At 34.4% G+C, this 17,121-nt stretch carries 17 protein-coding genes; 11 read left to right on the top strand and 6 right to left on the bottom strand.

Annotated features, from left to right (window positions below; translation table 11 throughout):
* Positions 1–3: 3 nt before the first annotated feature.
* On the top strand, positions 4–1,701 hold the full coding sequence (locus ACFEL3_RS05045; protein WP_010082004.1) for a hypothetical protein: 1,698 nt from the start codon (positions 4–6) through the stop codon (positions 1,699–1,701).
* On the top strand, positions 1,692–2,636 hold the full coding sequence (locus ACFEL3_RS05040) for an RluA family pseudouridine synthase (RefSeq protein ID WP_038227940.1): 945 nt from the start codon (positions 1,692–1,694) through the stop codon (positions 2,634–2,636). Before ACFEL3_RS05045 ends, ACFEL3_RS05040 begins: the two co-directional genes overlap by 10 nt.
* Positions 2,637–2,647: 11 nt before the next feature.
* On the opposite strand, the gene ACFEL3_RS05035 is transcribed toward ACFEL3_RS05040, so the two are convergent.
* The 5 genes from ACFEL3_RS05035 to ACFEL3_RS05015 all read right to left on the bottom strand — a co-directional run bounded on the left by ACFEL3_RS05035 (position 2,648) and on the right by ACFEL3_RS05015 (position 5,121).
* On the bottom strand, positions 2,648–2,998 hold the full coding sequence (locus ACFEL3_RS05035; protein WP_007549043.1) for a diacylglycerol kinase: 351 nt from the start codon (positions 2,996–2,998) through the stop codon (positions 2,648–2,650).
* Between the two features lie 97 nt (positions 2,999–3,095).
* Positions 3,096–3,284, bottom strand: coding sequence for a hypothetical protein (locus ACFEL3_RS05030; RefSeq protein ID WP_010082006.1), 189 nt, complete (start codon positions 3,282–3,284; stop codon positions 3,096–3,098).
* Positions 3,262–3,591 (bottom strand): EndoU domain-containing protein, encoded by a 330-nt coding sequence (locus tag ACFEL3_RS05025; protein ID WP_010082007.1) that lies wholly within the window; start codon positions 3,589–3,591, stop codon positions 3,262–3,264. The genes ACFEL3_RS05030 and ACFEL3_RS05025 overlap by 23 nt, the downstream gene beginning before the upstream one ends.
* Entirely contained in the window at positions 3,588–3,875 is a 288-nt protein-coding gene (locus ACFEL3_RS05020; RefSeq protein ID WP_012673373.1) for a hypothetical protein, read from the bottom strand. The genes ACFEL3_RS05025 and ACFEL3_RS05020 overlap by 4 nt, the downstream gene beginning before the upstream one ends.
* Positions 3,876–3,924: 49 nt before the next feature.
* The gene (locus ACFEL3_RS05015; protein WP_010963073.1) at positions 3,925–5,121 is read right to left on the bottom strand and encodes a phosphoglycerate kinase; all 1,197 of its coding nucleotides are present in this window, start codon (positions 5,119–5,121) and stop codon (positions 3,925–3,927) included.
* Between the two features lie 825 nt (positions 5,122–5,946).
* On the opposite strand from ACFEL3_RS05015, the gene ACFEL3_RS05010 reads away from it, so the two are divergent.
* The 7 genes from ACFEL3_RS05010 (at position 5,947) to ACFEL3_RS04980 (ending at position 15,165) form a co-directional block, all read left to right on the top strand.
* Positions 5,947–6,468, top strand: coding sequence for a cytochrome b (locus tag ACFEL3_RS05010; RefSeq protein WP_010082022.1), 522 nt, complete (start codon positions 5,947–5,949; stop codon positions 6,466–6,468).
* A 5-nt stretch (positions 6,469–6,473) separates the two neighbouring features.
* Positions 6,474–7,502, top strand: coding sequence for an NAD(P)H-dependent flavin oxidoreductase (locus tag ACFEL3_RS05005; RefSeq protein ID WP_010082023.1), 1,029 nt, complete (start codon positions 6,474–6,476; stop codon positions 7,500–7,502).
* A gap of 122 nt (positions 7,503–7,624) precedes the next feature.
* A complete protein-coding gene (locus tag ACFEL3_RS05000) occupies positions 7,625–8,842 on the top strand; it encodes a hypothetical protein (protein WP_038199547.1) in 1,218 nt (405 codons plus the stop codon).
* A gap of 101 nt (positions 8,843–8,943) precedes the next feature.
* On the top strand, positions 8,944–9,318 hold the full coding sequence (locus ACFEL3_RS04995; RefSeq protein ID WP_022626145.1) for a hypothetical protein: 375 nt from the start codon (positions 8,944–8,946) through the stop codon (positions 9,316–9,318).
* A 44-nt stretch (positions 9,319–9,362) separates the two neighbouring features.
* Positions 9,363–11,717: a hypothetical protein gene (locus ACFEL3_RS04990; RefSeq protein ID WP_010082026.1), complete on the top strand. Its 2,355-nt coding sequence runs from the start codon at positions 9,363–9,365 to the stop codon at positions 11,715–11,717.
* Entirely contained in the window at positions 11,698–14,559 is a 2,862-nt protein-coding gene (locus tag ACFEL3_RS04985; RefSeq protein WP_375316751.1) for a hypothetical protein, read from the top strand. The genes ACFEL3_RS04990 and ACFEL3_RS04985 overlap by 20 nt, the downstream gene beginning before the upstream one ends.
* A 120-nt stretch (positions 14,560–14,679) precedes the next feature.
* Positions 14,680–15,165, top strand: coding sequence for a hypothetical protein (locus ACFEL3_RS04980; protein WP_010082090.1), 486 nt, complete (start codon positions 14,680–14,682; stop codon positions 15,163–15,165).
* Here the strand turns inward: ACFEL3_RS04980 and ACFEL3_RS04975 are convergent.
* Positions 15,162–15,503 carry an SH3 domain-containing protein gene (locus tag ACFEL3_RS04975; RefSeq protein WP_010082091.1) on the bottom strand — a complete coding sequence of 114 codons (342 nt, stop codon included), beginning with the start codon at positions 15,501–15,503 and terminating at the stop codon, positions 15,162–15,164. The genes ACFEL3_RS04980 and ACFEL3_RS04975 overlap by 4 nt on opposite strands.
* Between ACFEL3_RS04975 and ACFEL3_RS04970 the strand changes: the two genes are divergently transcribed.
* Together ACFEL3_RS04970 and ACFEL3_RS04965 are read left to right on the top strand one after the other, a co-directional pair.
* Positions 15,502–15,666, top strand: coding sequence for a hypothetical protein (locus ACFEL3_RS04970; RefSeq protein WP_010082092.1), 165 nt, complete (start codon positions 15,502–15,504; stop codon positions 15,664–15,666). The two genes, ACFEL3_RS04975 and ACFEL3_RS04970, sit on opposite strands and share 2 nt — an antisense overlap.
* 57 nt (positions 15,667–15,723) lie before the next feature.
* Positions 15,724–17,088: a pyruvate dehydrogenase complex dihydrolipoamide acetyltransferase gene (locus ACFEL3_RS04965; RefSeq protein ID WP_010963079.1), complete on the top strand. Its 1,365-nt coding sequence runs from the start codon at positions 15,724–15,726 to the stop codon at positions 17,086–17,088.
* The last annotated feature ends 33 nt before the right edge of the window (positions 17,089–17,121 follow it).

Below are 17,121 nucleotides of genomic sequence, written 5' to 3'. Positions count from 1 at the left end.
GTTATGGTTACAGACACTCAAGATCCTTTCAAAGACTATTTTGATTTTTTAGGATTTAGAAAACTTTCTGACCAGCCCAGTAGAATTTTGAGCTCTATAAGAAAGTATTCTGGTACTATATCGATAGCAAGTACCATTGCTACTCTTATAGCATTTACTGCCTTTTCTATTCAGCCTGTTACAGTAAGTATTGCTGGGTTTGCGTTCACGCCAGCACCTCTTGCCTTTATTCCTCTTATAGTTCTCTTATTTACTGCTGTTATAAACTTTATAAATACACAAAAAATAAAAGAGAATGAAATAGATAAAAAAATAGGAAACTATCAAGTTGATGAACAGTACAGCCAGATTGCTCAAGAAGCTAAAAAAATTGAAATTGTAACAAATTTAGATAAAAAGGGGGAAAAGCTTTCAATAGTTTTACCAATTTCTAAGACGCAGAGAGAAATACTAGAAGATATAGAAGCAGAAAATAGAAATAGGATTCTCTTGTTTACTGGATCATATGTATTTGGTACTATTATAGTAGTTTCAGCAATATCACAATCCATTAATGCTCCAATAATATTAATAGCTTTATTAGTCGCTATTCTTTTATGCATCATATCAACACTTAGCAATCTAATAAGTAATAGCGTGGATCATGAAAATCATACTATTAGAAAACACAGTTCTTTAGGTCTTCTATTTCCATACTGGTCTGGAAAGGGCATGGTTGTATCAGTAGTAGAAAATAAGCTTGGTAAAAGGGAAAATGAACTAATATCTCTAATGAAAAAACTACTTAGTCCGCTTTGCAACTCATTTGACAGTAACCTTAAAAAAGCTTGCGATTTACTTGATAATAGTCTTTTAAAGCCTGCAAATATTAACATTAAAGAAACGCTTGATCACCTAAAAAAAATCAGAGAAGACATCAAAAAAGATTTAGATTGGCTACATGCAGAAATTTCAGAAGTTTTAAACAACACTAAAGAATTGACAAAAAAAGCACATTCACTAGATATTGAAGGTACTTTTTCTAGGTTAGAGAATGCTATTAAAATTGCTGAAGATAAAATTGAACGATTTGAACCAAGCCGCTTTGTAGGCTGGCTTCAATCAACTACGCAGTCTAATAATAACGAGTTCCTTAGCATGCTAAAAAAGTTAAAAGAGGATACAGAAGAGGAAAAAACGGAATTGAAGGAGCAATTAAACGTAGTAAGGAATGAATTAGAAGAAATAAAAAAGAAGCAAGCTCAACCAAGTACGCCTGATTTAGAAGCTAACAATGGAAATAATACTAATAAATTATTAGTATTAGAAAATAAAGTCAAAGAACTACGTGACACAGTTAGAAAGTTAGAGCTGGAAGCAGAACAAAATAAGCTGCAGCAAAAGAAGGAAAAGTTAGAGCAAAAAAAATCTGAACAAGAAAAAACAGATGAATGGAAAGAAAAAATCAACGGCAAACCAAGTGAATTCTTATATTATTTATTAGAATCTATTAAGCTGGAAGAAAAAGATAATAAAGAAAAAAAGGTTGAGGCAACATTACGAGATTTTGATAATAAAGTTACAATCTACTGGAAAGATGGCTCTCAAACAATTTGCCATATTAAAAAACAAGGTGATCTGCAAATTGAGTCTAGTGCAACAATGTTTACAGACCCAAATGTTCAAGCAGCATGGGAAATGGCGCGGGGTAAATCACTATAGATTACTCAATAATAACCTTAAGTGTTAATAATGATAAAGAGAAATTAAGGTTAGACACCTATATAGCTGAAAAATGCAACATATCACGCAGCAAAGCGCAAAGATTGATACAAAATGAGCAGGTGAAATTACTTGGCACACCGATAATTAATAATGACTACATAGTAAAACCAGATGAAGAGTATGTGGTGCATCTCGTTCAACCTGACATATCCACATCAATTGAGCCTAATTATGACATAAAACTTAATATCGTCTATGAAGATGAGGACATTATAGTTCTGAGTAAACAAAGTGGATTAACAGTGCACCCAGGTGCTGGGACAAACAATGATACGCTTTTGAACGCAGTTATCGCTCACCTTAATGTAAGACCAGGAATTGTTCATAGACTCGATAAAGATACTAGTGGGCTAATGGTAATTGCAAAAAATGAAGCAGCCCATAGTTTTTTGTCTGAATTGTTATCGAATCGCAAAATAAAGCGGGAATACTTAGCAGTAGTTTGGGGAACATTATCTTCTCAGCAAGGCACGATAAAAACTAACATTGCTCCCAAACGCGGTAATAAAGAAATGATGTGTGTAACAAAAATCACAGGCAAATTAGCAATCACTCACTATTTAGTGCAAAAAGTTATAGGACAAGTAAGCCTCGTTAAATGCACTTTAGAGACAGGCAGAACACACCAAATTCGAGTCCACATGAGCCACATAGGACATTCCATAGTTGGTGATCAAGTTTATGGAAAAAATAGTAGTAAAAGCACAAAATATGCTAAAAACTCTAGTTTCATTCGTAATTTCAATAGACAAGCACTACATGCTTATACACTGGGCTTATACCACCCAAAAAGTAAGGAATACATGGAATTTGTCTCTGATTTACCGCAAGATATAAAAACTTTAATTGGTGAGTTTGACAACATATCTTAATAACATTCGTATTAACCTATCAATATTATCATCCATGTTATCAGGAAGTTAATTAATGAAAGAAAAACTGCTGCACTACCTAGATCTTTCACCTTTTTTGAAAGTATGTGTTGTTCACTGGAAATACGCTCAATTGTCGTTTCAAAAGCAGTGTTAACAATTTCCACAATTAACACCAGGAATAGGCTGCTTATCATTACTGCACGTTCTAGATTACTTACATCCAAAACAAACAAAATTGAGACACATACTATAAAAAGCAGTAACTCCTGTCTGAACGCAATTTCTGATATAAAAGCTGATTTTATTCCTTCACAAGAGTATTGAATTGCTTTTATTAGACGAATAATGCCCTTCTTCATTATTATTCACAAAACCCTTTAATCAAAATTTTAACTCATTTAGATTTGCTACACCCTATAGCATTTTTATCATTTGTTCACCCTATTGGTTTTGAAATTAAGATTTACCGCAACTACAATAAGTACTCTTATCATCACATTTTGGTGTTAAGTCAGGATAGAACGTGAGTATAGCATCATTCTTTCTTACAAACACTGATTGATAATTGTCATCTTCCATTTCATATAGACACATTCCATCTTTTCCTAATTCCTTAAACGCCTTAGTTGCAGAAATTATCGGCATGAAGGTTATATGCGTATCCATTTGGGCATTTAACTTTCACTTCCCCATCCTTACCCAAATATTTCATTCCAAATGTATAAACCGGCGGCTTAATATCTGATTCATTGCACAGGATTCCAACTGCCCATTTATCCTCTTGAGCTTCAACATATCTACCTACAAAATGCATACCACCTAATTTATCGTTTGGCTCACCACAAAAAATATGTCCAAACCCTATAGTTTCTTTTTCACTTCCACTATTTGTAAACCAAATGTTAGCCAGTTCATCTTTAAGTAACTCCAAATCCGCATCTGGCGTAATCACTTATATATTCCTTTCACTACTTCTTGATGCTGCGGACAACTAAGTAAAATTTTGAAATCTTCTTTATCTGGATGTGCTCCCCAATCTCCACAAACTTTCAACACTCCTCTATCGAAGTCAGTTAATTCTGAAACGGTGGCTGGTTGTGAACTGAAAAATGGTTCAAAATTGACTTCAACATTTTCTTCTACATAGCCGGTGTGAAAATAATGATCCTTAATATAAAAAATAAATCCTATTATTGGTATTATTAAACACAAAATTAGTTTAACTGTCTTCGACATAATCACGTTCACAAAAAAGCTAGCCTATAAGAAATAATTTAAAAAAGTTTTAATCTAATCGTTTTTGCAGAGCAGCAACTCCCGGCATTTCATCGCCACTTAACCAATCTAAAAATGCTCCTCCACCAGTGGAAACATATGTAAAATCCTTATCGGCAAGGCCTGCAGCGCTTATTGCAGATAGACTATCGCCTCCCCCTATTATGCTGGTTAACTTTCCTTTGTGCGTTAAGTCACTTACGATTTTCATTACCCCTATTGTACCGCTTGCAAAAGCTGAATGTTCAAAAACACCAATAGGTCCATTCCACAGCAGAGTCTTACTGCTTGCTATTATACTGCTTATTGTACTCAAAGTTTGTGGTCCGATATCCAAAATTATATCACCGTCCAAAATGGACTCAGTTCTTCTTGAAATACTAGTGCTGTAATCAGAGTTTACTGCAACCAGAACGTCTTCTGGCACAACTATTTTGCAATTGTTTTTATTTGCTGTTTCAAGAATATTATGCAGAAGGTCGTCAACACCATTTTGAAAGAAAGATTTCCCTATATTTACTTTGCTAAATGACAAAAAATTATTGGCTATTGCACCACCTAGAACTAGGTAATTAACCTTTTCTGTTAGCTTCATAAGCACTTTTATTTTAGTTGATATTTTAGCTCCCCCAACTATCGCAGTAATAGGTTTAGCTTTAAACGATACAGCTTTTTCAAGATACTTTAGCTCATCTTGCAAGCAAAACCCTGCATAAGAGGGTAAAAATTCTGTAATGCGTGAAATAGAAGCGTGAGCTCTGTGAGAGCAAGAAAATGCATCATTTACATATATATCCGCTAGAGATGCTAGTTGTTTGGCAAAATTTGAGTCACTTTGCTCTTCCTCTTTATAAAATCTTAGATTCTCTAGTAATATTATATCTCCTGCATCCATAACACTTACTGCTCTTTGTACTTTTTCACCAAAGCAATCGTCAATGAATTTCACTTTTTTATTTAGTAACTGCGATAAAGTGTCAATTACATTTTTTAGCGACAGATTATTGTCTCTGGCCTTTGGGCGTCCAAAATGTGATATAATAATAATCTTTGCACTCGCATTCACTAAATACTGAATAGTAGGCAATGCTCTCAAAATACGAGTGACGTCACGAATTTCTCCATCTTTTATAGGAACATTGAAGTCAACTCTGAGTAAGACGGTTTTATTGTGAAGATCACAATTTTCTATACTAGGTATATTCATTACAAAATTGAAGCTATAAAGTCACTATACAGCAGTTTGATCTAAAGTAAAGTTTTAAGCTTACGAACGTTTAAGGAAATTTGCATGCCAAACGCTTGACACTGGAACCTTATCGTCATGCCATCACGAACCGTCATACCGCCGGGTATCTCTTAGCCGCTAACACGTAGCGGGATACTTGACCTTTACAGGGATGACGATTGTCGTTTAGCCATAAATATTTAAGAAATTTACTAAACAGAAAAAAAGGCAAAAGAAGCCCCGTGGTTGGCTAATTACTTACATTATACTTTCAAGTATGGCGTTTTTTTATTCTAAACGCTTAATAACCGCGATTTAGCTGCTTTTTAATGCAACTAACCTTTAGTCATAAATATTTAAGAAATTTACTAAACAGAAAAAAAGGCAAAAGAAACCCTAGGGTAGCTAATTATTCACTATCCATTTTTTAAGTTGGCGTTTTTTGATGTTTTAAATGCTTTATAAGCGTATTTCAGCTTGTATAGGTAAAAACCTAGAAATTTGATAAAGACATAGAGTGCACATAGTGCAAAAAATTAAACATGAGACGCCAGATACGTTGAGTTTTTTTGTCATTTAATCTGTACAGAGAAGATAAATAAATAGCTTCAGTTTCATGATAAGGAGGCTGGCGGAGTTTGTCAAGTAAGTTTTTCGTTTAATCCGTTTCTTGATTTAGGTGCCCTTGACTTCCGGCTGGGTCGAATTTGTATAGCTACATTGTCGGTAAATCTAAATTGCTTTAATGATTTTGATTGAAAAATAGTTTTTCTATTATATAAATGCTACTTTAGGGTAATCAAAATGGAAGACGATAAATATAGCCTAGGTTTAAGAGTTATCCATTGGTTGATGGCTGTTTTTATTATCGGTATGCTTTGTTCTGGACTTTATATGAAAAGCCTGCCACTTAGCAATGAAATTAAGTTCAACATATACGCTATTCATAAGGCTTGCGGTATCACTATTCTTGGATTAATCATAGTACGCATATTTTTTCGCGTCTTTACTTATGTTCCACCACTTCCAGCAAATTTTTCTCGGTTTGTAATCAATATAAGTAAAGCAGTACACTTTGGTTTATATTCTTTGATGGTGCTAATGCCACTATCTGGCTATGTCATGTCTTCTGCTTCTGGCAAACAGATCAAATATTTTTTTCATATCCCTTTGTTGATTAATCAAAACAAAGATCTAGCTAACACGGCTAACGAGCTACATTCGATGCTTGCATATTTTATGGTACTCTTTATAATCTTACATATACTTGGCGCCTTAAAACACACATTTATAGATAAACAAAACATTTTTAAACGTATGATATAGGTTATATGTTAAGTAGCCTCTGGAAAAAAGGAACAGATTTTCTTAGCAGTGAGTTTGCTATAATGGGTGGTGCTATGAGCTGGGTTTCAGAGAGAAACTTGGTCTCAGCAATCTCAAACGCTGGTGGTTTTGGTGTGATTGCATGTGGTGCAATGTTTCCAGACTTGCTAAAAAAAGAAATCATAGAGACGCAGCAATTAACTAACAAGCCATTTGGTGTAAATCTAATTACTATGCACCCAAAGTTGAGTGAGTTGATAGATGTGTGTATTGAAACGAAAGTGAGCCATATAGTGCTTGCCGGTGGACTGCCAACAAAGCCTAATATAGAAAAAATCAAGGGTGCAGGCATTAAAGTTATGTGCTTTGCACCAGCATTAAGCCTTGCGAAAAGGTTAGTAAAAATGGGAGTAGATGCATTAATAATAGAAGGAATGGAAGCAGGTGGGCATATAGGTCCAGTTAGCACTTCTGTTCTTGCACAAGAGATATTGCCTCATTTTAAAAATGAACAAATACCAGTGTTTGTTGCAGGTGGAATAGGAAGAGGTGAAATGATAGTTAATTACCTGGAAATGGGAGCAAGTGGCTGTCAAATAGGTACATTATTTGTCTGCACTAATGAGTCAATTGCCCACAAAAATTTTAAGGAAGTGTTTATTAAATCGGCCGCACGTAATGCAATACCTTCTGTACAGATAAGTGCTGATTTTCCTGTAATTCCAGTAAGAGCTATAGCCAACAAAGCAAGCGATGACTTTATGAAGCGTCAAAAAGAAGTTATTGATGAATACCAAAAGGGACAGATCTCAAAAGAAGATGGGCAGCTTGAAATAGAAAAATTCTGGGCTGGAGCTTTAAGAAGAGCAGTAATTGATGGAGATGTTGAAACGGGATCTTTAATGGCTGGCCAAAGTGTTGGCATGGTTGATAAGGAAAAGCCTGTAAAAGAAGTAGTGGATATGTTAGTTCAACAAGCAAAGAATCATATTAATAGCAAATCTGTAGAAGTAGAAAGCCCAGAAAGCAAATAGTTAAGCGACCTTCCAATAAGCAAGTTGCCGCAATTATTTATAATATGGCATAATTGCCCAGTTTTAATGTAAAATTAACGCTAAAGAGGTATCTATACATTTTGTTATGTATGGAGGAGTCTATGCTAAGTTCTAAAAAAGATATTAACCAACAATTGCACGACACTATATACAAAAAGGTAACAAAAGAAAATCATAAATATGGAAGCCCACAAAAGGGAGATGGAACTATCAAAAAATGCATAGAGTTGTTCAAGGAAGGAGCTAGTCCTGAGGTATTAACTGAATTAGAAAAATCGCTGAGAGAACAATTAGAAAAATCACCAGAAAAACAAGAGGAATATCAAAAACATTATAAGTATTATATCGAAAACTTTCTTCCTGCATTGAAAGATGAAGTAATAAAATCAGAAGAACTAGCTGTACCTACAGTATTTAACAATGAAAGAGAACAATCACAAAGACCACAAACAATAAGAGGAAAAATAGTAAAAACAATTTTGGATATTACTAACAGGAGCAGCAGTGTAAGCTCAATACCAAATGCTGTTGAAGAAAATATTGAAGATCAAATGCAGCTAAAACATATTGAAGAGCAAAACAACACACAAGAAACACCCTTGAATGTAGCTGAGAAAAAAAGTGGTGATAATAAAATACTTAGTAATTCAGATGTTGCAGAGGAAGTGTTTGAAAAATATAGCAAGGTTGTGAAAGAAATAGAGGAGAAGAAAACTTCTAAACTCAGTAGTGGCAATGACTCAGATAGTGGAATAGACTCACCTAGAACGAGTAAAGAAAGTTTGAAATCACCAGTAAGTAGCAGAAGGAGCAGTTTAACTTTAGTAACAAGCACTTCATCTGAGGAAAGTTTAAACTCAACATTGAGCTCTGTTGAAGGAGATAATGGCTTACAACCAGAGGGTGGAGAAAAAACTGAGTTATTAGAATCAAATTTGGAATCCCCAAAAGAAAACGAGACTCAAGTGCAGCCAGAGCAGACTGTAAAAAAAGAGCCAAAAATGCAAGAAAATGAAAACTCAGATGGTCAAGCAAATCCAGATCAAGTTAAGAAAGATATCCTACTTAAAAACCAACCCAATAACAGAAATCTTCACGTTGCACTTGTAGCAGGTTGTGCTCTCTCCACAATAGGGTGCATTGTTGCAGGAGCAATGACATCAGGATTGATAGGAGCAGGACTACTTGCTATGGCTGCAGTGTTTGCTATAGCAGCAGTAGCTGAATTGCATTCAAACTTCCTATCAAGTAAATTAACATCCATTAATGTGAGTCCTCTTGTTGATGATAAAGAGCTTACAGCATGTTCACGTCTGTAAAAATTAAATATGTGTTACTTGTAGTGGATAAGTGAATTCAGTTCTTGCCTATTGATATAAAAGTTGTTATATTTAAGAAATGTTTAAAAGGTATTTAGTTGATGCGCATTCAATTGAATAAAGTTTTGGTTTTTATAGCCTTATTAAGTTTCATTTTTGCATCATATTCTAGCGAAGCAAGTTCGGCGAGTGATGAATTAAAGGGTATACAAGAAACGGTAAAAAATTTTATTTCTTCATTTTCAGTTAAAGATACTGTAGAAAATATGAGTCCTTCAACAATCATAGGGTTGTGTATAGCTGCAGTGATACTTGCAGTAGTGTTCAGAGGTCTAATCTTTTTTATGATAATGTTTGGTGTACTGGTCCTGATGTTCGGTAGTACAGAAAAGGCAACAGACTACTTAAAAGAAAAATTTAACTTTGCAAAAGATATAAAATTACAATCCGATAGCGAAAAAAAAGATAAAAATTAAGATAGTATTTTTATCTTTTTTAATTATCTTTATTGAATACGCATATGCAGTTAAAAGTACCAACAGTTAACTCTAAGCTTAAAAAAAAGAACAACTTAGCATTACTAGAAAGCATTGATTTAGATTTTGTTCCTTATGCTTGTCATTACGATGAAGAAACCATACTAACAAAACAGGGAGAATTGTTAAAAATAATCAAGTTAGAAGATTATTCTTCTGTTGATAACTACAGCGACCTCAGAACTGAAATTAGAAAAAGCATATCAAAAAATATTAATAGCCTGTGTTTTACCGTTTGGATTCATACCGTTAGAAAGCGCAATAAACTGAGCTTGAAATGGAATAAAACTGAAGACTTCTCTGACAACCTACATTCAACGTGGTTTAATAAACTAACTGATAGTAAATTACAGTATATAAATGAACTATACATTGTAATATTGTTTAGCGATTTTGGCAAGCATACTAATAATTCGTTTTTTTTCAATAGAATAAAGAATAAGCATAAGTTGTCTTTACAAGAAAGCCATCAGGAGTTGCAAAAGATAACTGACGTAATTCAAAATGATTTAGGACCTTTTGGAGCTAAAAAACTGAGTCTAAGGTTTAGTGAAGGTAAAATATATTCTGAAATGATAGAATTTCTCCACTATATTGTTACATTAACGCACAAAGATTATCCAATACATGAAAGGGACCTGTCGCAATATATTAGAAATTTTAAAATAGCTTTTGGTTTCAATACGTTTCAAACAATATTTGAAAATCAACAGAAATTTGGCTCTATTTTCAGCATAAAAGAATACCGGGAAATCTCTTTAGGTAATATAGATAGATGCTTGCAGCTTGAATCTGAATTTATCATTACAGAAATAATGATATTTACTAGTAATAACAAAGCAATAAAAGAATTTAAAAAACAAATCAACATGCTGCAAATTAGTGAGGATAATACCTTACTTAAAAGCTCAGGAATTGAAGAAATAATAGAGCTTGAAAAGACCTCTAGTATAGACTTCTGCCAACAGAAAATTATTTTTACAATATTTGCAGATGATAGGAATAAGTTAGCTGAAAGTATTAGTGATTTATCTTCTATAATGTCATTAGTTGGCTTCATGATGTTTAGAACTGATTTACATATGGAAAGTCATTTTTGGGCACAACTTCCAGGCAATTTTGCTTTTATTACGCAACCGAAAAATATCTTAACAAAATACGCTTGCAGCTTTGCTATGCTGCACGATTTTACGTCAGGTACATTAAAAGGAAGAAGGTGGAAAGAAGCGGTAATGATTTTTTTTTCAAAAAAAGGAAATCCTTACTTCTTTAATTTTCATGGAAAAAGAAATAATGGCCATACTACGATACTCGGAGCTCCAAATTCAGGCAGAACTTCACTCATTAATTTTCTATTATCAGAATCAAGAAAGTTTAACCCAAGAATTGTCATATTGGATAACACTGGAAAATCAATAATTTTTACTAAAGCAGTGAGTGGTAAATATTACATAATCGATCCAAAATATAAGGACAAAAGCCTAAAATTTAATCCACTAAACATTGAAGATAGTGCTTCCAATCGCAATATGTTGGTTGAACTGATCAGAAGAATGGTAGCCGATACGAGCTTGGTGGACGTAGAAGAAAAGATAAGAAAAATTGTGGATTCTATATTTGCTATACCCAAGGAATCACGTTCTATTTCACAAATTTCTGAGGTGCTCTTGCTCCTTGGGGGTAAGATAAGTAGATGGTGTGACGATGGTGACTTTGCTTACTTATTTCAAGATGGTGATGAATCAGATATTGACTGGGAAACAAAAATTATATCTCTCAACACCGCAAACCTTACAAAACAAAAGGAATGTATGTCCGTGATACTTTACTATTTTTTATATTCTTTTGAGGCAAAATGTGATGGCTCGCCTGCAATACTTGTTTTGGATGAAGCATGGGAGATAAGTAATATTTTTCCTACAGAGAAAGAGTTTGATAACTGGATGCAAAGAATGACGGAACTAAATGTTGTAGTAATCCTAAGTACTGAGAATTTAAATCTCGCATTTGCTAGCAAATTTACTCAATATTTAGATAAACATGTTGATACAAGAATCTTGATGCCGAACGTCAATGCAAATAGATTATACATGAAGGCATTTTCTCTATCGAAAGAGGAGCTGAATATAATTCTGCAGACGCCAACACAGGAAGGTTTATTTTTGATAAAACAGTACAAAGGATTAGTAACCTTAAATCTGGATTTGAAGGATATGCAAGAAATACATGTACTTTCAGCTAACAAAGAGACTATAAAGTATATGTATGAGGCAATAAAAGAAAAAGGAGAAGAAGTTAATGAGTGGTTACCGGTATTTTATGAGAAGTGTAAGGCTTAATTTCTTATTGATATTTTTTTTGATACTTGGTCTTTCGTATCAAGGATATGCTGATTGTCCAACATTTGTAGAAAGTAATACTTGGTGGGAAGCAATAGTTGGTGGAGATTGGGTAAAGGAAATTAAGGTGCAAGCAATAAAAGATCAAGGAGTTGATGGTTACTTTAATCCCAAAATTAGAGTATGTGCTTATGATGGACAAAGTTATTGTTATGACTTACAAAGTGGGGAATCCTGCCGCCAGATGTATGGAACGCAAGGTACAGGAGCTGGAGTTTCTGCTGCAGCTTTTATCGACTGGGAAGGAGATAAAACAAAAGCTGGAGGAGAAATTGCTCGGGGTCTTAAATGGGAATGGGCAGACGGTGTTACTGATGAGGAAAAAAGAAGATTCGCTAACTCTCCTAAAATATGTGCTTGCAGTCAAAAAGTGGCTTGTATGTCAGGAATTTCTTCATGGGGTTCTAGAGTATTTTCGGGTGAGAATATTTTCCGTCCTGGGGAGATGGAAAAAGTCTGTGATACCTGCTACCAAACGGCAGTAAAATGTGCTCCTGTTCCACTTGCACCTGGCCCCCCTCCATTTTGTGAACAACTTGCAATGTCGCTTCCACAAGTTAGAATTGTTCCTATAACAGATAAAGACAATGATTACTTTAATCCTAAGGTTAAGGTAATCATTGGTGATCTGAAAGGAAGAGACGGAGAGATTGGAGAAAAATTAGATTTCCCTAAAGGGTATGGAGAAAATAAAGCTGAGTGGCGCTCTATTTTAGACAAAGATGGCATCACGTACTACTTCAAAACTTATAGAGAAAAAGATAAGCTCTGCGCTGAATACCTTGGAACTCAAAGTATAGATGAAAACAATCCACAGTTCATCCGCTGTTTTCCTGCACCACCTGCTCCAGAACCTGAGATAGTGGAGATAGTAAATGCAAATACATTGAAAGTAGAAATGAAGATGAGTGAGAGCACTTGTGCTAAAGCACATGGAACCTATAGTAATGGTTCCTGTACTTTTAATGTTAATACTGACCTCAACCATCCTATAAACATTGGCCCCCTATCTTTAAAAGTAGTAAAACCAGCAATAGTAGCAAAAACAACTGATAGTAATATTGATAATATTATAGAAGGTATATTAGAAAGTAATCCGCAACAATTTAAAGTTCTGAAAGAATATGGCTATGTTCCTGATGTGCAAATTAAATGTTCTAAAGGCGGAAGTTTTTATAGTTTTAATGATTTTGAGAAAAAGTTAAAAGACAAATCTATTCAATGTGAATTTAATAACTCTGGGCAGCCGGAAATAGAAGTAAAGTATAAAGGAAATTCTAACAGTAAAATGCTTTGTCTTTCTGGATGGCAGCCAGAACCAGAGGAGTTTGTTCTTAAAAGAGAAAATAAAATAATACCACTAAAATTAATGGGAACAAGATATACTAAATACAATGCTGTTTACTCCAAGGAATCAAATCAGTTCTATTATCTTCCAAGCAAGGAAATAGTTTACCCTTTGAAAGAAACTCAAGAGAGGTTGGATAAAATAATATTTAATAAGCAAGAGTATGTTTTCTTCCCTGATGAAAATGAGCAGAAGAAGGAAGAATGCAGTTATTGTGTGAAGAAAGATAGCAAAATAGACGAAAAATTAAAATCTGGTGAAGGACTGAAAGTAGTATACAAATTGACGGATGTAGAGCATAAAGAAGGATGTGAGCAAGGTGATGATGGTTGCATCTGCTTTGATGGAAAGTGTAGCCGTTCAAAACAATATTTGAATAAAAATGAAGATGATAAGCCATTCTACTTAAGGTATGAGGAAGTGGATTGTAAAGATAAGGATGGTAAAGTATTAAGAGATGAAAAAAATGAAGTACGAAAGTGTACACAATTAAAAGATCAACTGATTAAAGCAAACAGAACAGAGGTTTTTTACGCTGATAAATTGTGTAGGTTCGATTTAGAAGGTCTCAAAAAGAAATTAAAAGAAAAATTAAAAGAGATAATCAAGGAACATCTGAAAAATAAGAAACCAGATCTTGAAAAAAATAATGAAAAATCCTATGATCATAAAAATAAAGATGTTTATACAGATGACTTATCAATAAAATTTGATCGTATTAAAATAGAAGCGTGGGGAAGTGGTGAAGCAGGTCATATACAAGGTAGTGGCTGTGACAATCAAAAATGCCATTCTACTGAAAGCAGAGTAGGGATGCCAGGAGATTATATTAAAGCTAAACTGAAAATCGATCCTAATTATCCTATAATTAAGGTGCAAGTCACAGAGGGAGGGGGTAACCAGGAAAGTAACTTCTCAGATAAGGACGGGGGACCTGTTTTCATAGAAATGTGCAATTCGCAGAAGCAACATTGCCAGCAACTGATTACTGTTGCAGGTGGAGGTGAGTATAGAACATACGGTGGTAAGGGTTATGAGGAAACAGTAATTCATAAGCAAGATTTAAAGCTAGAGGAGAAAATTGTAAAGGCAGATAAACTGAAGTCTACACAAGACAATCAAATAGCATATATAGAAAATGGTGAAATCAAGTATGAAACAGTAGAGTGTGGAAGTGGTTTGAGAAGCAGTAGATCTGGTGCAGGTGGCTGCATTAATAAAAGCAAAGGAATTTATGGTAAAGGCTCTCCAGGGTATGTGAAGATTAGACCTATTATAAAGGAATTTGACGAAGAAGAAATAAATGCTGCTATTAAAAAAGTAATAGAGGATCTATACGATCTTGAAACTATGACTGATTTTTGGGTAGGGGATCTTAACGTGAATATAAGTGGGATAATTAAAGAGGAAGTCAAAAAAGAATTATCAAGGTAAAAAGATATAGCTCTGGAAATGATGCTCTTGTTTTAATAATTAATTAAAGTAAAGCATGTAGTAAATGGTGTAATTGCTGTATCTTAACAAAAAGGTATAACGAATGTAGGAGGGTGCTTTATGTCTCTAAAGAATAAAATTTCTGAGTTAATAGAACAACAATTTAGCATTAAATACCATGACAATTATTTGGCTTACACTATACATAATTGGGCTGCAAGCGAAATATCTGATTCTATTACTTTTTGCATAATTGGTTGTGGAAATTGCAAGATTGGATATCAAGATGTTGCAAAGTCATTCAACATAACAAAAGAAGAAATTGACCAAGGTAATATTGCAAGCATAGAAAGTAAAATAAAAAGTGAAGCTGAAAAATCAGGTAGCGAGTTTTCTGAGTTGATTTCTAGAGTGGATCAATCGCTAAAAGAGCAGAGTGAAAAGTCTATTGTACAAATTTTAGATTCATCCGCTGAGGAGATGTTAAGGAGTTTCTGTGATAGCCCTGTACAGTCTCCAGAGCCTCAAGAACCCTCTGCTTCATCTGAAGAGCATGCTACAGAAGGCCCAGAAACTAGTGTTAATTCAGATCTTTTGTCAACCTAATCAACCCCATATATATGTTTTTTTTGTACCCATGCTTTGCGTTTTGGGGTGGAAAGAAAGCACCATTCTTCGTTGCATTTTTCTATCTTCATCACAACAAACTTGTCTATTTTCATAGTAATCTTGCTGTCTACACTCTGTTTTTGATATCCATAAGTATCTTCTTTTACAATCGCGTAGCGCTTATCACTAAGAAGATTGCCTTTTATCCATCCGCAGTCTTCATCTATATCGCAGACCTTTTTCCAACTCTCAAACTCTTCTATCACTTTCAGGGGCAGATTTTTGCAAGTGTATATCCATTTTACAGGATAGTGAAACCCTGGCCCCGTTCTCATGTTGATCTTATTTGATTTGGTTGAAACAAAGTTGTTAGCAAACAAGCTATGGCTAAATAATAAAAACAATAGGATAATAGTACTGAACCAAGATCCCAGTGTCACGCACTGGGATAACGTGAGGGATAGTGTAACAGACTTATTCATCATAATTCACGATTAGGTTGACATAAGATAAAGAGTAAATTAAAAATTGAATAGATCTTTAAATGCAAAATCAATGCCTATAGAAATATTAATGCCTGCTCTTTCACCAACAATGAGCAAAGCTGGAGGAAAAATTGTAAAGTGGCATAAAAAAGAACAAGACAAAGTTGAAGTAGGCGACGTAATTGCTGAGATAGAGACTGATAAAGCCATAATGGAGTTTGAATCTATAGATGAAGGAGTTTTAGCAAAAATTTTAGTAACAGAAGGAACAAGTGGCGTGCCTGTAAATCAACCAATAGCTTTAATGCTGGAAGAAGGAGAAGATGAAAGTGCACTTAACAACTATACTTCAACTTCCATCAATAGTGCAGTTAAAAAGGAAGTGACAAAAAGTGCTGTTGATAATCAAAAATCAGAACACCAAGATTTAAACGGAAAGCCAATAAGTCATTCTTCGGTGTCATTCCAGCGCGTGACGCTGGAATCCAACCCCTCAATGTCATCCCAGTGCTTGACACTGGGATCTAGAAAAGAAGAATGGATCCCAGTGTCAGCTACTCAGATGACAGAGGGTTATGCAGAAGGTAGAACAAAAATAAGCCCATTAGCTAAGAAAATAGCTCAAAATGAAGGGGTTAATGTGCAGCAATTAAAAGGTACAGGACCATATGGTCGCATAATTAAGGCTGATGTGTTGGAGTTTTTAGGCAGTGGTATACATACTGAAAGTCCTGAGAAAGATACCATAGTTGAAGTAAGCAACATGCGCCAAGTGATAGCACAGCGCCTGACTGAATCAAAACAGAATGTTCCACATTTTTATTTAACTGTAGACTGCCAGGTTGATAAGTTAATATCGTTAAAAAACGAGATTAACTCAGCAGATGAAAACAATAAAGTAACAATTAATGATCTAATCATAAAAGCTGCAGCTTTCAGCATGAAAAAATTTCCTGATATAAATTCTTCGTGGATAGATAATAAAATACTGAGATATTCAAATATAGATATTTCAATCGCTGTGGCACTTGAAGATGGGCTAATTACTCCTATAGTAAAAAATGCTGATAAAAAGGGTATTTTATCTATATCAAAAGAAGTGAAAGATTTAGTAAGCAGAGCAAGATCTGGAAAATTGAAACCTGAAGAGTTTCAAGGAGGAGGGTTTACTATCTCCAACTTAGGGATGTTTGGTATAAAAGCCTTCAGTGCTATAATCAATCCGCCGCAATCTTGCATTATGGCAGTTGGTGCATCTAAAAAACAACCAATTGTTATGAATGAGAAAATAGAAATAGCAGAAATAATGACAGTAACGCTCTCTGTTGACCATAGAGCAGTTGATGGGGCACTCGGAGCAAAGTTTTTAAATGCCTTTAAGCATTATATAGAGAATCCTCTGGTGATGCTTATTGAAACTGCGGTAATCTATTAGCATTGTTATTACAAAATTAATACCTCTAAGTTT

Origin of the sequence: Wolbachia endosymbiont (group A) of Opomyza germinationis, from assembly GCF_964264765.1 — a bacterium.
Taxonomy (GTDB): domain Bacteria; phylum Pseudomonadota; class Alphaproteobacteria; order Rickettsiales; family Anaplasmataceae; genus Wolbachia; species Wolbachia pipientis.
The sequence above is the reverse complement of the archived record's forward strand: the minus strand, read 5'-3'. Positions and strand labels throughout refer to the sequence as shown.

Excerpts from the sequence above, each read along its gene's own strand:
- ACFEL3_RS05045 (WP_010082004.1), top strand. The coding sequence starts at position 4 with ATGGTTACAGACACTCAAGATCCTTTCAAAGACTATTTTGATTTTTTA.
- ACFEL3_RS05035 (WP_007549043.1), bottom strand. The coding sequence starts at position 2,998 with ATGAAGAAGGGCATTATTCGTCTAATAAAAGCAATTCAATACTCTTGT.
- ACFEL3_RS05030 (WP_010082006.1), bottom strand. The coding sequence starts at position 3,284 with ATGCCGATAATTTCTGCAACTAAGGCGTTTAAGGAATTAGGAAAAGAT.
- ACFEL3_RS05020 (WP_012673373.1), bottom strand. The coding sequence starts at position 3,875 with ATGTCGAAGACAGTTAAACTAATTTTGTGTTTAATAATACCAATAATA.
- ACFEL3_RS05015 (WP_010963073.1), bottom strand. The coding sequence starts at position 5,121 with ATGAATATACCTAGTATAGAAAATTGTGATCTTCACAATAAAACCGTC.
- ACFEL3_RS05010 (WP_010082022.1), top strand. The coding sequence starts at position 5,947 with ATGGAAGACGATAAATATAGCCTAGGTTTAAGAGTTATCCATTGGTTG.
- ACFEL3_RS05005 (WP_010082023.1), top strand. The coding sequence starts at position 6,474 with ATGTTAAGTAGCCTCTGGAAAAAAGGAACAGATTTTCTTAGCAGTGAG.
- ACFEL3_RS05000 (WP_038199547.1), top strand. The coding sequence starts at position 7,625 with ATGCTAAGTTCTAAAAAAGATATTAACCAACAATTGCACGACACTATA.
- ACFEL3_RS04995 (WP_022626145.1), top strand. The coding sequence starts at position 8,944 with ATGCGCATTCAATTGAATAAAGTTTTGGTTTTTATAGCCTTATTAAGT.
- ACFEL3_RS04990 (WP_010082026.1), top strand. The coding sequence starts at position 9,363 with ATGCAGTTAAAAGTACCAACAGTTAACTCTAAGCTTAAAAAAAAGAAC.
- ACFEL3_RS04985 (WP_375316751.1), top strand. The coding sequence starts at position 11,698 with ATGAGAAGTGTAAGGCTTAATTTCTTATTGATATTTTTTTTGATACTT.
- ACFEL3_RS04980 (WP_010082090.1), top strand. The coding sequence starts at position 14,680 with ATGTCTCTAAAGAATAAAATTTCTGAGTTAATAGAACAACAATTTAGC.
- ACFEL3_RS04970 (WP_010082092.1), top strand. The coding sequence starts at position 15,502 with ATGTTGATCTTATTTGATTTGGTTGAAACAAAGTTGTTAGCAAACAAG.
- ACFEL3_RS04975 (WP_010082091.1), bottom strand. The coding sequence starts at position 15,503 with ATGAGAACGGGGCCAGGGTTTCACTATCCTGTAAAATGGATATACACT.
- ACFEL3_RS04965 (WP_010963079.1), top strand. The coding sequence starts at position 15,724 with ATGCCTATAGAAATATTAATGCCTGCTCTTTCACCAACAATGAGCAAA.